The sequence below is a fragment of the Nocardia sp. NPDC056100 genome (assembly GCF_042266325.1).
GTDB lineage: Bacteria > Actinomycetota > Actinomycetes > Mycobacteriales > Mycobacteriaceae > Nocardia.
The window spans coordinates 60173-74111 of record NZ_JBHJVY010000002.1; the positions used below are offsets into that span (position 1 = coordinate 60173).

General features: G+C 64.8%; 17 protein-coding genes. 8 read left to right on the plus strand and 9 right to left on the minus strand.

Annotated features, from left to right (window positions below; genetic code table 11):
• Positions 1 to 2: 2 nt before the first annotated feature.
• Complete coding sequence (locus tag ACFC0O_RS11880; RefSeq protein ID WP_375956337.1) at positions 3 to 620, minus strand: DUF1345 domain-containing protein; 618 nt, start codon at positions 618 to 620, stop codon at positions 3 to 5.
• Between the two features lie 93 nt (positions 621 to 713).
• Between ACFC0O_RS11880 and ACFC0O_RS11885 the strand changes: the two genes are divergently transcribed.
• The 5 genes from ACFC0O_RS11885 to ACFC0O_RS11905 all read left to right on the plus strand — a co-directional run bounded on the left by ACFC0O_RS11885 (position 714) and on the right by ACFC0O_RS11905 (position 5544).
• On the plus strand, positions 714 to 2249 hold the full coding sequence (locus ACFC0O_RS11885) for a class I adenylate-forming enzyme family protein (protein ID WP_375956340.1): 1536 nt from the start codon (positions 714 to 716) through the stop codon (positions 2247 to 2249).
• Between the two features lie 31 nt (positions 2250 to 2280).
• The gene (locus ACFC0O_RS11890; protein ID WP_375956343.1) at positions 2281 to 3063 is read left to right on the plus strand and encodes an SDR family oxidoreductase; all 783 of its coding nucleotides are present in this window, start codon (positions 2281 to 2283) and stop codon (positions 3061 to 3063) included.
• Positions 3056 to 4090 (plus strand): phosphotransferase family protein, encoded by a 1035-nt coding sequence (locus ACFC0O_RS11895; protein ID WP_375956346.1) that lies wholly within the window; start codon positions 3056 to 3058, stop codon positions 4088 to 4090. The genes ACFC0O_RS11890 and ACFC0O_RS11895 overlap by 8 nt, the downstream gene beginning before the upstream one ends.
• Before the next feature lie 6 nt (positions 4091 to 4096).
• A complete protein-coding gene (locus ACFC0O_RS11900) occupies positions 4097 to 4321 on the plus strand; it encodes a DUF3263 domain-containing protein (RefSeq protein WP_375956349.1) in 225 nt (74 codons plus the stop codon).
• An 890-nt stretch (positions 4322 to 5211) separates the two neighbouring features.
• A complete protein-coding gene (locus ACFC0O_RS11905) occupies positions 5212 to 5544 on the plus strand; it encodes a hypothetical protein (RefSeq protein WP_375956352.1) in 333 nt (110 codons plus the stop codon).
• Positions 5545 to 5651: 107 nt separating this feature from the next.
• On the opposite strand, the gene ACFC0O_RS11910 is transcribed toward ACFC0O_RS11905, so the two are convergent.
• Complete coding sequence (locus ACFC0O_RS11910) at positions 5652 to 6356, minus strand: enoyl-CoA hydratase-related protein (protein WP_375956355.1); 705 nt, start codon at positions 6354 to 6356, stop codon at positions 5652 to 5654.
• Between the two features lie 183 nt (positions 6357 to 6539).
• Here ACFC0O_RS11910 and ACFC0O_RS11915 point away from each other — a divergent pair, with 183 nt between their 5' ends.
• Positions 6540 to 7769 carry an alpha/beta fold hydrolase gene (locus ACFC0O_RS11915; RefSeq protein WP_375956358.1) on the plus strand — a complete coding sequence of 410 codons (1230 nt, stop codon included), beginning with the start codon at positions 6540 to 6542 and terminating at the stop codon, positions 7767 to 7769.
• A gap of 136 nt (positions 7770 to 7905) precedes the next feature.
• On the opposite strand, the gene ACFC0O_RS11920 is transcribed toward ACFC0O_RS11915, so the two are convergent.
• The 3 genes from ACFC0O_RS11920 to ACFC0O_RS11930 form a co-directional block, all read right to left on the minus strand.
• Positions 7906 to 8046, minus strand: coding sequence for an SEC-C metal-binding domain-containing protein (locus ACFC0O_RS11920; RefSeq protein ID WP_375956361.1), 141 nt, complete (start codon positions 8044 to 8046; stop codon positions 7906 to 7908).
• Positions 8047 to 8345: 299 nt separating this feature from the next.
• Complete coding sequence (locus ACFC0O_RS11925) at positions 8346 to 9404, minus strand: hypothetical protein (protein WP_375956364.1); 1059 nt, start codon at positions 9402 to 9404, stop codon at positions 8346 to 8348.
• On the minus strand, positions 9391 to 9891 hold the full coding sequence (locus ACFC0O_RS11930; protein ID WP_375956368.1) for a CPCC family cysteine-rich protein: 501 nt from the start codon (positions 9889 to 9891) through the stop codon (positions 9391 to 9393). The genes ACFC0O_RS11925 and ACFC0O_RS11930 overlap by 14 nt, the downstream gene beginning before the upstream one ends.
• A 282-nt stretch (positions 9892 to 10173) precedes the next feature.
• Between ACFC0O_RS11930 and ACFC0O_RS11935 the strand changes: the two genes are divergently transcribed.
• The gene (locus tag ACFC0O_RS11935; protein ID WP_375956371.1) at positions 10174 to 10602 is read left to right on the plus strand and encodes an HIT family protein; all 429 of its coding nucleotides are present in this window, start codon (positions 10174 to 10176) and stop codon (positions 10600 to 10602) included.
• Positions 10603 to 10743: 141 nt separating this feature from the next.
• Here the strand turns inward: ACFC0O_RS11935 and ACFC0O_RS11940 are convergent, their stop codons facing one another.
• Positions 10744 to 11130 carry a hypothetical protein gene (locus tag ACFC0O_RS11940; RefSeq protein ID WP_375956374.1) on the minus strand — a complete coding sequence of 129 codons (387 nt, stop codon included), beginning with the start codon at positions 11128 to 11130 and terminating at the stop codon, positions 10744 to 10746.
• A gap of 195 nt (positions 11131 to 11325) precedes the next feature.
• Complete coding sequence (locus ACFC0O_RS11945) at positions 11326 to 11826, minus strand: SRPBCC domain-containing protein (RefSeq protein WP_375956376.1); 501 nt, start codon at positions 11824 to 11826, stop codon at positions 11326 to 11328.
• Between the two features lie 845 nt (positions 11827 to 12671).
• On the opposite strand from ACFC0O_RS11945, the gene ACFC0O_RS11950 reads away from it, so the two are divergent.
• Positions 12672 to 12860, plus strand: a complete 189-nt coding sequence (locus ACFC0O_RS11950) for a hypothetical protein (RefSeq protein WP_364645426.1) — start codon at positions 12672 to 12674, stop codon at positions 12858 to 12860.
• A 109-nt stretch (positions 12861 to 12969) separates the two neighbouring features.
• On the opposite strand, the gene ACFC0O_RS11955 is transcribed toward ACFC0O_RS11950, so the two are convergent.
• Both ACFC0O_RS11955 and ACFC0O_RS11960 read right to left on the minus strand, forming a co-directional pair.
• The gene (locus ACFC0O_RS11955; RefSeq protein WP_375956379.1) at positions 12970 to 13377 is read right to left on the minus strand and encodes an ATP-binding protein; all 408 of its coding nucleotides are present in this window, start codon (positions 13375 to 13377) and stop codon (positions 12970 to 12972) included.
• A gap of 41 nt (positions 13378 to 13418) precedes the next feature.
• Positions 13419 to 13772 (minus strand): STAS domain-containing protein, encoded by a 354-nt coding sequence (locus ACFC0O_RS11960; RefSeq protein WP_375956382.1) that lies wholly within the window; start codon positions 13770 to 13772, stop codon positions 13419 to 13421.
• Positions 13773 to 13939 lie beyond the last annotated feature (167 nt).

Sequence of the window (13939 nt, forward strand, 5' to 3'; positions counted from 1 at the left end):
AGTCAGCCGACCAGCCCGAGAACGAGATTGATACTGCACGCGATGATCACCGTGCCGTAGATGTAGCTGAAGAGGCAATGCTTGAGCACCTCGGACCGAATGGAGGTCTCCGATACGTCGGTGTCCGAAACCTGGTATGTCATACCGAGATTGAAAGCGAAGTAGCAGAAGTCGATATAGCACGGGGGATTCGGCGTATTGAAGTCGATACCCCCGTGCGGCTCCTGATAGTAGATCCTGGCGTACCGCGCGGTGTACATGGTGTGCAGCATCGCCCACACCGCGAGCACCGCTGTGATCGCCAGTCCCGCGTACAGCGCCCTGTTCGAATCCGTGGCGGAAACCAGCAGAATCCCGATGCTGGTGAGGCTTCCGCCGAGGATGAGCAGCAAGGCGAGATCACCCACGCTGTCATCGACGTCGGCATCACGTGCATGGTCACGAGTCTCGGCGGCGTCCTTCGGCAGCAGCACCCGCAGCGTCCATACGACATAGACCACCGCGGCCGTGATGATCAGGATCAGTAGGCCGAAGGGCCAGCGTCCCGATAGCGCGCCCGCGACCACACCGACGATCACGCCTGCGATCAAAGCCACCCTGAACCGTGCGATTCCGGACATTGCTAGACGATAGCCCGACCGGCCGACTGGACATCGCATACCGAGCAGAAGGACCGTCACCATGAACCCTCCCCGACTCCCGGAGGTCACCGAATGACCCCGGCGATTGTTCGTATCCCCCTCGCGCGCAATCCCTTCGACCACTCCGCGGTGGTCCGTGACGCGCACGATGTCGCCCGCTATACCGGTCTGCCCGCGACACTGGCGCAAGTGCTGCGCGCGCACGTCGAATCCCACCCCGATACCGAGGCGATCGTCGAAGTCGGTGGTGAGCGTCTGACCTACGCACAACTGTGGGATCGCGCGGCCCGAGTAGCCGGTGGTCTGTACGAGAACGGGATGCGGTACGGGGATCGAGTGGCCATCCGGTATCCGGCGGGCGTGAAATGGGTGCTCGCGTTCTGGGGAACGGTGCTGGCCGGCGGCATCGCGGTGCCGGTCAATACGCGCTCGACCGAGCCGGAGGTCCGGTATGTCCTCGAGGACGCCGACGTCACCGTCGATCTGGCCGCCGATTCCGCACTGCCGGACGGCATCGCGTACCTCGCACCCGCTCGGAGCGGCGGCGAGATCGCGGCACTGTTCTACACCTCCGGCACGACCGGGCACCCGAAGGGGGTTCCGACCACGCACGAGGCGTTCATTACCAACGCCGAGAACATGGTCCGTTGCTCCGGGATCCCCCGAGATGAGGGGGCCGCACTGCGCACCCTCATCTCGGTCCCGCTGTTCCATGTCACAGCCTGTAATTCACAGTTGGTGCTGGCCGCCTACGCGGGCGGCACAGCCGTGATACTGCCGGTGCTGGACCTGTCGACGCTGATCGATGTGCTGGTGACGGAACGGATCTCCTTCCTGATCACCGTGCCCGCCGTCTATTCGCTGCTGCTTCGGCATCCGCGGTTCGGCGACGCCGATCTGTCCGCGGTCCGCACCGTCGCATACGGCGGTGCGCCGATCGCGCCCGCACTGGTGCGAGCACTGAAAGCCGTGTTCCCGCAGGCATATCTGATGAACGGTTACGGCATGACCGAGACGGCGGCGCTGATCACCGCCCTGCCCGACCCGGACGCGGGCGCGCACGCGGATTCCGTCGGCTACGCCGTGCCATCGGTGGACCTCGGGATCGTCCCGCTCGATGACAACCCGGCCCTCGGTGAGCTGGTGGTCCGCGGTGCGAATGTCACCTCCGGATATTGGAACAAGCCCGAGGCCACGGCGGCCGCGCTCATCGAGGGCTGGCTACACACCGGCGATATCGTGCGCGTCGACGAGGCCGGACGAGTGCACATCGTCGACCGGATCAAGGACATCATCAACCGCGGCGGGGAGAACGTCTCGAGCGTAGAGGTCGAGGCCGTGCTGCTGTCGGCTCCCGGGGTCGCGGATGCCGCGGTGCTCGCGGTGCCCGACGCGGTGATGGGGGAGAAGGTCGGCGCAGTCCTGTTCGGCGGGGCGGACGCCGTCGATATCGACGCCGTCCTCGAACATTGCCGAAAGTACCTGGCCGACTTCAAGATTCCTCAGTTCGCCACCGTTCACGCCGAACAGCTGCCGCGCAACGCCGGAGGCAAACTCCTCAAGAACCAGCTGCGCGGACAGGTGCGCTGGGGCGAACCGCTGCGCTAGCCGTCCCGACACCTACGAAGGAACTCGCTCCATGACTCGACTCGATCTCACCGGCCGCACCGCCATCGTCACCGGCGGCTCGCGCGGCATCGGCCTGGCCGCGGCGAAAGCCATTGCGGCGGCGGGCGGAAACGTCATCGTGACCTCGCGCAGCCAGCAGTCCGCGGACGCCGCCGCCGCCGAAATCGGCGGCACCACGCTCGGCGTCGCCGCGCACGCCGCCGACGAACCGGGTGCTCGGCACTGCACGGAATTGGCGCTGGAATGGTTCGGCCGCATCGACATTCTGGTCAACAATGCCGGAACCAACCCGTCCTACGGGCCGGTGCTCGACCAGGATTACGCGCGGTTCGCCAAGACCTTCGAGGTGAACCTGTGGGCACCGGTCCTGTGGACGGGGCTGGCGACGCGGGCCTGGATGGGTGAGCACGGTGGTGTCGTGATCAATATGGCCTCGATCGGCGGGCTGGGCTTCGAACCGAACCTGGGCCTCTACAACGCATCCAAGGCGGCACTGATCCACCTCACCAAACAACTGGCGCTGGAACTGTCGCCGCGAGTGCGGGTCAATTCGCTCGCGCCGGGCGTTGTCCGCACAAAGCTGGCCGAAGCCTTATGGAAACACCATGAGGCCCAATTGAATTCGAGCACCGCACTGGGCAGGATCGGCGAGCCCGGCGATATCGGCTCCGCGGTCGCGTTCCTGGCGTCGGATGCCGCGAGCTGGGTCACGGGTGAGACATTCGTGATCGACGGCGGGCAGCGCCTCGGCGATGCCGGACTGTTCCGGGCGGAGGTGTCGGCCCATGTGTGACTCCACCGCTGTTGCCATCGATATCGACGCGCTAGCGCGTTGGCTGACCTCCATGGGCATCGACTTCGCATTGCCGCTGCGCCTGTGCCGGATCGGCCACGGCTATTCGAACCTGACCTACCGGGTCGCCGACGGCGAAGGCCGGGCCTGGGTGCTGCGCCGGCCACCACTCGGACACCTGCTGGATTCCGCCCACGACGTGGTGCGTGAGGCCCGCATCATGGCGGCGCTGGCCGAGACCGACGTCCCTGTTCCCCGAATCCTGGGCGTCGCAACCGATTCGGAGATCGCCGACGGGCCGGTCGTGTTGATGGAGTTCGTGGGCGGGGTCATCGTCGACACGATGCCGATCGCGGATTCGCTCATTCCGGAGCATCGTCGCCGAATCGCCACCTCGATGCCCGGCACGCTCGCGAAGATCCACACCGTCGACCTGCCCGCCACCGGCCTCGCGGACCTGGCCGGTCCTGGGCCCTATGCCCAGCGTCAGCTCAAACGCTGGTCCGGGCAATGGGAACGGTCCAAAACCCGCGAGTCACCGGCACTGGACGCACTCACCGGACGGCTGGCCGCCTCGATCCCCGTCCAGCACGAAATCAGCCTGGTGCACGGCGACTTCCACCTGCGCAACCTGATCACCTCGCCCACCAGCGGACAGGTGATCTCCGTCCTGGACTGGGAACTGTCCACCCTCGGCGATCCCCTGGCCGATATGGGCAGCCTGCTCACCTACTGGCCCGAACCAGGCGAGCCATCCTCCGGAGTCTTCGAAGCCTCCACGCTGGAGGGCTTTCCGAGCCGGGCGGAGATGGCCCAGCTCTACCTCGACGAAACCGGCCGCGACCCGGCCACACTGCGCTACTGGCACACCCTCGGCCTGTGGAAGCTGGCCATCATCGCCGAAGGCGTTCGTCGCCGCACCCTCGCCGCACCGCGCAACGAATCCACTGCGGGCACACCCACTCTCGCCCACATCGACGCTCTGATCGCCAAGGCCGGCGAGATCGCCGACACCGCAGGAATCTGAAACCCGATGAGCCCGTTCGAGATCGACATGCTGGAATTCGCCGCCGAATGGGCCCCCTACGGCGGCAACGACGAAGCAGCCTTCCTCCGCTTCGGCCTCACTCCTGACCAGTTCCACCGCCGCCTCACCCACCTACTCGCCTCCCCGGCCGCCCGCACCCTCGACAACGCCACCGCCGCTCGCCTCCGCCAACAGTGCGCCGACCGCGTCGGCCGGAGGTCGGGGCGCTGATCGGCCAGCACCTCGCGACCGAGGTTCCACCCGCGCTGTCCGCTTGTCGATCAGAGCCCTACGGCAGGTTCTCGAACCCGCCCATGTCTTCACCTTCGTCGCGGGATTGAGCGTTGCCGGGGTCCACCTCCACCAACACGTCTTCACCCGGCCCGTCGGAACGGCACCAGAGGTGGCATGGCACAACGCCGATTCTCCGGGTGCACCCCACATCCTGGCCTCCGAACTGGTTGGCCTGTGCGCCGACCTGGCAGCGGTGATGAGCAACTGAGGCGGCACACTGCCCGTCACGCTGAACATCCTCCACTGCCGCGACCCGCGCGTTGGTTGGCCGTCCAAATTAGTTGGCCGCCAGCAGCTTCCAATGCGCGCAACTGCCGATTATCAAGTGGTGGTTGCCGAACGAACGTTGGTATCGTGCGGGTGATATCCCGGCGTTTGTCGAGGTAGACCGCGACACGGGCACGACGCCGTCCACCCTCGGCTGCGCACTCGGCGGTAGATCGAGGAGGAGCGCGCGCATATGTCGACGGTGCGACGGTTCTGGATCGAATTCGACGTGCGGGACTGCCCTGCCCCATGGTTCGGACGAGCTATCGGTGTGACCGGATTCGACGTGCGGGACTGTTTGTCGATGGCGGCAGACCTGGTGACCGACGGACCGTTGCCACCCGTGCGTCGAATCACGGTCGACATCTCACTGGCCACGCCGCTGCCGCTGAATCCTCGCCATCTCGGAGTCCCGGTGTGGCGCGGCGTGTGGTACCCGCCGGTGAACCTCAAAACCGGACCGATCCGCGCCATCGACAACAGGGGCGTATCCGGCGACTACCCGACACCAGTTTCCGCAATCACGCCGCCGAACGCGGACCGAAGAGCCCCTGCGCTCCATGTGGTGGGACGAAATCCCGCATTTCGATGCCCTGTTGTGGCCGCTGATGGACGTTCACCGCGACGGCAAAATGCGGTATTACGCCCCGGAGGTGCGTGATACGTGCGTCAGGGATCCGACCTACGGGGTGCTGGTGCGCGAAGCCCTGGACTACATGATCGTGCGACGCCCGACACCGCAAGAATGGTTCGACCCGACCGGAATCAGGTTCGCCGACGAGCGGGAACTAGGCGAGTATCTGCGAGCATTCCGCGACTACGTGACCGGAATCCGCCCGGAGCCGATCTACCTTCCCGCTGGCGACCAGCTCTCACGCGACGCGCAACCATGACCTCCCGACGACGAGTGAAACCCCGTGGGACACGTCCTGCGATAGCCGCTGGGCACGCGCCGTCGAACGCGCTGATCTGCCGATTTCGGTGCGATATGCGCTGCCCCTCAGCCCGCAGCGGAATCGTGGTTGTATTCCGCGACAGATCCGAGCAGGGCCGCGGTGGCATTGCGATAGAGCGACGACTTGACGTGGCCGAGGGCGGGCCCGCTGGTCGAGGCCAGGCGCTGCGCGTACTCCACAGCGGATATCAGGAGGTCGTGCTCGTCAGCGACCGAGTCGACCAAGCCCGTCGTCATCGCTTCGGTCCCGCCGTAGCGGTGCCCCGTGAGAAGAGCACGACGGGCCACGGGTAGCGGCAACTGCGACTGTGCCAGCTCCACCATCCCGGGAGCGTAGTTGACGCCGAGCGTGACGCCGGGAAAACACACATAGCCACGATCGCGGCGCATGATCCGGTGATCATGTGCGACAGCGAGAAAGGCCCCGGCACCATAGGCATGACCGTTGATCGCGGCGACAGTCGGTATCGGCAGGGTGAGAATTCTGGCGAACAACCGCAGCAGGTCGGCAACATTCTCGTTGATCCGCTCGGGGTTTCGCGCAGCCCACTCCACATCGAAGCCGGTGGAGTAGAACTTCCCGTCACCGATCGTGACGAGCCCGCAGGGGCCGGAGATCGCAGCGACCTCATCGAGCAGAGCGTCCATTTCGCCAACCCAATCCGGATGAAACCGGTTCTCGGTATCGCGGTCCCCCCGGTTGCCCAACTGGAGGATGAAAACCTGGCCCTCACGCTGCAAGTACGGCATCGCGTCAAGATATCCCACCAGCGGGGCGCGCTTTCACGCCAAGGCAAGGGCACCCCATCTGCAGCGAGGCCGTCCTAGTGCCGAGTACAACGGTCCGATCGGTCGAAACGTGGCGGAATGCGGTGGATTCCAGGGGCCGATTCTGATGGCCGCCCCGGCGTCCGTTCTGGTTGGATCGCGCGTATGGCAACCAGTGTGTGCATCCCCGGCCTGGCGCTCACCGAGCACGAGTTCGCCGTCCCCCTCGACCATTCCCGCGCTGACGGACCGAAGATCACCGTCTTCGCACGGGAGGTCGCCGATCCGGATGGGCTCGACCGGCCGTTTCTCGTCTATCTTCAAGGCGGGCCGGGGCATGAGGCGCCGAGGCCGTCGCTCGGGACGCCGAGTTGGCTGGCGCGGGCATTGCGGGAGTACCGGGTGCTGATGCTCGATCAGCGCGGGACCGGACGGTCCACGCCGGTCGGCACGTTGTCCGGCACTCCGGCAGAGCAGGCCGAATACCTCACCCACTTCCGCGCTGACGCGATCGTCCGGGACGCGGAGTTCGTGCGGCGGCAGTTGGGTGTCGAGAAGTGGAGCGTGCTGGGGCAGTCGTTCGGCGGATTCTGCACGCTCGCATACCTTTCCCACGCTCCCGAAAGCCTGGCCGAGGCATTCTTCACCGGCGGGCTACCGCCGATCGCGCGACATCCCGACGAGGTCTACACCGCGACATTCGCCAACCTGATCGAGCGCAATCGCCGCTACCATCGCCGCTATCCGGGCGACCGCGGCCGGGTGGAAGCGCTGCTACCGATGCTCGACGACGGGGTCGTCGTGCTGCCCGACGGCAGTCCGCTCACCGCGCGGCTGTTCCAGCAGCTCGGATATCTGCTCGGTGCCAGCGGCGGCGAGCAGACGCTGCACTACCTACTCGAACGTGACCCGAAGTCCCCTGCCTTCGCGCACGACGTCGCCAACTCGCTGCCGTTCACCGCACGCAATCCCCTGTATTCGGTGATCCATGAGTCCTCCTACTCCGACGGATTCGCCACCCGCTGGTCTGCCGAGCGCGTGCTGCCGGACGAGTTCCGCACCGACCGGACGCTGTTCACCGGAGAACATGTATTCCCCTGGCTCTTCGACGATTTCCACGGTCTCCGGCCGATGAAGCAGACCGCCGAGCTCCTCGCCGCACACCAGTGGCCGCAGCTGTATGACGCCGACGTGCTGCGCGAGTGCACGGTCCCCGCCGCGGCCGCGATCTACGCCGACGACATGTACGTCGAGCGGAGGTTTTCCGAGGAGACCGCCCGGTTGATCCCGACGCTGCGGCCGTGGATCACCAACGAGTACGAGCACAACGGCCTGCGCGCGTCGGGGGATCACGTGCTCGGGCGGTTGATCGACCTCGCCCGCGGCCGGGTCTGAGGGGCAACTACCGCTGTATGAATCGAAATCCGCAGACGTCGTGTGGTGCTCGCGCAATCCCGGTGCCCGGGTGATCGCCGAGAGCAGCGAATCCGGGACCGGGGCCGTTCGCGTGGAGCACGGTCCGCACAGTCAGTCACGGACGTAGTAGTGGCCCATTGTGTCGTCGTAGCGACCCGTGGGACGGCAGCACCGGCGGAAACCGGTGGCCGGAGCCACAAGGGCAGGGGTCCTTGCCTCCGAGCTTTTCGATGAGCTCGGTGTCGTCGCCCACCACACGGGCGCCTCGCTTGACGTTGGACTCGCTAAAGGGAACCCCTTGCGGCGCTTGCTGGTTCGTTCAAAACGAAGCCTGGAACTCGTCGCGGTACATGATGACCTCCTCGGTCGATCGGGTGAACCGGGCGACGGTAACACCCGGTTCATCTCATCGGCACCCGAATTTCGCGCCGGACCGAAATGCAGAGGCGTACGCGCGATGACCGCCTGCGCCCGCACCGAATGTCGTACGTGTTGGGCTACGAGCGACTATCGAGAGGTAGTGATCGAAGCTGGCGTGCAGAGACTTCTACATCTCTACATCCCTGTCGGATTCTCGGATGTCATCGAATCAGACTTGGGCACACCAAGTTCGGCCGCCACGTATGGCATTTCGTCGACTCCGGCCAGGTTCGAAAACGCATCGTATGCGAGCTCGCTCGGTTCCTCGACTTCGCCGACGGTACGCAGCGTCGTGATCGCAAGCTCAACCAGCCGTTCAAGTGTCGGGCTCGTTGTCCCAGTCCCAACTGGCGGGGTGATCCAGTTCTCGACGATGCCTTCGCATCCGAATGGGGCGCCCCAGCGCCATCCCAAGCCAGTCATTCGCTCTTGCGGTTCTGTGGCATTCGTGTCGGCGCCGGTTGTGCACACCCCGCGGATCATGCCGTCCAGCTCTTTGCTGAGCTGGATGGACAACGATCGTCCGGGGATCGAGAGATCCAGGTAGCCCAGCTGGGGCAAGGTGGTCAAAACCCACTCGAGGCGCGCGGCGAATTCGTCCCACTCGGAGCAGAGTGGCGGCAGACCACGCGAGGTGGGCCGATCCGACCCGACCGTTCCGACGCGGGGGGACGGTTCCGGCCCGCAGCTGCTGTACGCGCTTAGACCCAAATCTTCTGGTGTGGTGCGCAATCCGTCCCGAAGAACCGCGACGATCGCGTTCGCCACCTCGTCCCGATATCCGGCGTTGTGACGCCAGCCGGTCGACCACTCGCGCGCACACTCCTCGATGCGCTGCCCGCAGTCCGTGGCTTCGTCACCACCACTGCGTAGCTCGACAGGCATCCACATTGGTTGATCATTGGGCACCATCCGGCCCAACTCATAGTCACGGACCATCGAAAATGACGTCGTCCGCTGCGACTCGAGCACCGACCGAAGTCGACCAGCCTCCGCCGGATCGTTCGGTACCGTCACGCTGACCGTGATGCCCTTGTCCTCAGCCCGGAACAGCACTCGCTGACCGGTCCGCGTATCGCGCAACTGGACGCTGTCGCCATCTCTGGGCGAGATCATCCGCCCGTCATCGTCCCAATCCGGGTACAAGACCCACGCGATGTCCCGCGCCAGAGCAGCCCAATCATTCTCGACCACAACCACTCCCGTCCTCACCGCCCGATAACCTACCGGCACCGACGGACAACCATCGCGGCTCACTGAAATGCCGGTTACCTGACAGATTCGGGACGCTGTTACCTCGTGTCGTGATCCCTCGGGCTCGCCAGAATGTCGGTGTCCACCAGTACAGCACGGTGCGATCCTTCGGCCACACAACAGAATTCGCAGTCGCGAAGTGCTCGAAGTCGTCCGTCGGCGCGATCGGTCGCCAAGTGGGATCCACGGGTTCCTCAACCGTCGCAGGACGGGCAAACTCACGTGCGCGCTCGTCGCAGGCCCCGAACGCGATGACATTGCGCTGAGCCTCCGCCAACGAGACTTTGTTCGCTCCCGTCGTAAGCGTCGGCCACCGCAGCTGTACGGCGTCGTCTTCCCAGAAGCACACAGGGCAGATCAAGTGAGAGCCTGGCGGCTGGTCGAAGACGAGGTGGCCACACGCGGGGCATGGATAGGCTGGAATCACTCGATCATCCGATCATGCCGCACGCCGCGCTGATCGAACTTGGCTGCCAGGCAGTCCGACCGCCAAGGCATGAGGTCTCAGTACGCGGCATCGTCCATGGCTGCTCGGATCGTCTGGCACAGTGCATAACTCAACGCTCGTGGCACGAGTACGGAGTCGGCCTGGACCAGAACGGCTTCGGTTTGGGCGGGGACGTCCGTGTGCTCAAACCTCGTCGAAGATTGTTCTGCGGCTGGGCATTGCAGCCAGCGCAGCTATATCGTCAGCTGTATGCGGGGGTGCGTGATCTGCGACAAGCACAACGGGGCCGGGCCACTGGTGAGTCCGGTGGTCAGTGCGGACGAGCTTGTGGTGGTGACTCATCGTCCAGCACAAGAAGACTGGGTCCGGCCGGGATACCTGTTCGTCGAGCCTCGACGCCACGTTGCGACACTCAATCAACTCGACGACGCCGAGACCGTTGCCTTCGCGCGCACTGTCCGCTCGTCGATCAGCGCCCTGCGGCAGGTTCTCGAACCCGCCCATGTGTTCACCTTCGTCGCGGGACTGAGCGTTGCCGGGGTCCATCTCCACCAACACATCTTCACCCGGCCTGTTGGAACGGCACGAGATGTGGCGTGGCACGACGCCGATTCTCCCGGCGTGCCCCGGATGCGTTCCTCCGAACTCTCTGGCCTGTGCGCCGAACTAGCTGCAGCGATGAGCAATTGAGATTGCGCTTCCATGTCGCGCTGAATATCTTCTACCGCCGCATACTGCGCTGACAGAAGTGGCGAGCGCCAGCCATCGGCGGTGAGATCGACTGCGGCGCATGAACGTTCGCTACTGTCGAATGCGAGTGTTCGCCCTGGTTCATGCATCCGCTGGGATGAACAGCGCTTCGAACGGTGGGCTGCCGACTGTGACCGTGCTGTGCCCGCGCCCCTCGACATCAGCGGCCAGCAACAGATCCCCTGGACCGAATACGCGCTTGTGGCCCGAGGTGACCGTCACCTCGATCGTGCCGCGAATCATCACCACCCATTGCTGCGCCGGGGCCGGATGAGGTGTGCTGTCGAATCCACCACTGCGCACGAACAGCACTCCCGCAGTGGCTAATTCGCCGGTTGCCATGTGATCCACCCCGTCCGCCACGGGGCGCACCGACAGCGGGAGCTGGCCTTCTGTGAACCTCGAACCACCGTCCGGAGTCGGCTCGATCATGGTGTAGTGCACGGTCTCGGTTTCAGTCGTGGTCATTTCCATGACTTTGCCGCGCACATATCGGGTTCGCGATTCCCTCGAAGACATAGCCACGCCGGACGTTTCGTGCGGGCCAGCCGATGTACCCGGCCGATATCGGCTGCGCGGGGAGGATCGGGGTCGGTGGGCAGGTCGTAGGTGTCGCGGCCGTGGCTGACTACATCTGGGAAGCCCTCGGTGATCGAGGCGGGACTAGACACGCACCGAGGATTCGGCAGCGGTCTTGAGCATCTGCAGCATGGCGTCGTGCCCGGCGCGCAGTTTCTCGGAGCTGAAGAAGAGGGTGAGCAGCGGACCGGCGAGTGACTCTTCCATGGTGACCTCGGTGCGGTGCTCGCCCAGTGGGCTGAGCCGCATGCGGTCGACTGCCTTCATGCAGCCCATGGAGACTCCGGTCCAGGCCAGTTCGCGTTCGGGGACAACGGTGGCGAAGACGGCCTTGATGGTGCTGCCATGCAGTTTCCAGCGGAAGGGTGCGTCCACCCGCAGCTCGCCGAGCTCGAGAACGCGGGCGTCGGAACGCCACTCGGGCCAATTCCGCATATCGGTGAGCAGTTGCCACACGATGCTGACCGGGGCATCGATCACGACGGTAGAGGACGAGCGCACCGGGGCGTTGTCGTCCAGCAGGCCCTGCTTGGCGTAGTTCTCGTGCAGGTCGGCGGTGGACGGTCCGGTGTAAAACAGGGTCATGACTAGCTCCGTGTGATCGATGTTCCGTAACAAGAGCAATGCTCTCCGTTTGGGCGAGCATTGTCAAGAGCACTGCTCTCGATTGTGGGCACCGGACCGCGGGGGAGTGCTCAGTTACGGGAAATGCACGGGAGCGCGTACCCGCCGGGTTGACAGTGGTGTCACCCAGCGGCCGCGCTCCTGTCAGGCCCTCCTGCCCCGACTCCGGTGACGTGCCGAAGCGAAGAGTCCGGCCGACATCACGCCCAGCACGAGTGAAACCGTCACCGCGCCGGCGACCAGCGCCGCGTCCAGACTCGACATTCCCGCGTGTCCGCCGATCATGACCATTGCGGCCACCGGACCGAATGCAAACCCCACGGGAACGAGAGCTAGCAATCCAGCGGTTATTGCTCGGTGTGTATCGGAACGCGACCTTTCGTCGATCGCATTTCGTGCGGCGTACTCCCCGCGTGTCCTTGCTCGAGTTGACACATTCATCGGCACGCCCCTGTCTCAGTGGTGAGTCGGACCCCGAAAAGTGGCTTTACAAACTGGAATTCACGCAGAATACCGTCGAAGGCCAGTTGCTCGCAGTGGGGTAACCAGATCGATATCCAGCCCGTGCACCTGAGTTCGATCGACGGTGAACCATTGCCACGCCCATTGCAGCACCAATTTCTACGGCCACCGACCCTATTAGGCAAACAATTGGCAATCAATGTGGCGGTCTGGTTGAGATATCAGTACGACAAACCGAGATGCTAGGGGTTTGCGCACGCGTCGGCTGGGCATCACGTGCTCGATCTGTTCTTCTCACTTTCCCCGGACGCGATCGCGAGCGGGGCAGTCTCAGGAGGTCGGTGATGAACGAACCGGTGCTCGATGCCGGGGTACGGGCGCTGGTGGGTCAGATCTTGGCCCGCTACGGCACGATCGATACATTCTGCCTCTACCTGCGCGATGTCCTCGGCGCACCGACGTGCGAGCTTCCCGTGCTCGTCGCGCCGACGGTAGGCCGTCACCGGCTGCGCGAGCGTGAACCTGTGGGCTGAGGCTCCTCGCCGCCGATCCCGGGACCGGGCGCCGACGCGGGCGTGCCCTGCTTCGTCTCAGCAGTGGCACGTGGGCGATGTACCCGAATGTGGCTGCCAGCCACCGGATTCAGGCAGGGATCGGTGCGGCGAATTCCACCACGGTGCCGTTGTCGTCGGTGCGGACCTCTACCTCGGGGACCAGTGCGCGCATCAGATGCAGACCGAGGCCGCGCACGGTCGTGGGCGGGGACTGGTGCACCCGCCAGGTGCCACCGTCGATGACGGTGATGCGGACCTGTTCGTGGTCGGCGACCGCGTGCAGCCGCAGGTTACGGCCGTCACCACGATGGCCGTGTTCGACCGAGTTGGTGCAGGCTTCGCTGACGGCGAGCAGCACGTCGTAGGCGCGGCGCTCGTCGGTGATGATGTCGCGCAGCCAGTTTCGCAGCGCGTGGCGTACTCGTTGCAGTTCCTCGTTGACGGCACGGAATTCGATATCGAACCTTCGCGCGCCGTGATCAGAGTCGTCCATCATGTCCTCATGGTCGGTGGAAATGCCTACCTGGAATCGAATGCTCAGCCCTGCCCGGCGGCGATCGCGTCGTCCAGGGAGTCGTACAACTCGAAAACCGTTGTCAGTCCGGTGGCTTCGAGGGGGCGTCGTACCGGGTAGGAGGGTACGAGTCGGAGCGGGGTGTCGGAGGTCTTGGCTGCTGTGAGCAGCACGTTCACTCCGGTGGAGTCGAAGAATTCGACTCGGGAGAGATCGATCACGAGATCTCCGGCGTACTGCGCGCGGGCGTGCTCGAGAGCCTCGTGCAGCTGCGGCGCGGTGGCGATGTCCACTTCACCGGTGGCGACCACCACCACGGCGGAGCCGATCGACACCACGTCCACATCGAACCCACGCTGTTGATCCGTCAATCGCACAAAAACACACCTCTCTGCACAATTTCGCGGGCCAGAACCCACTGGGCCGCACGAATCATGCGGCCGCCACATGATTGCTGGGGTGCCCGGGTCTCCGGCTGTTAAACCGAGTGCCGGAGACAATGCGGCCGACTGTTTGCTCAATCGCCGTGCCCGACAGCATATCC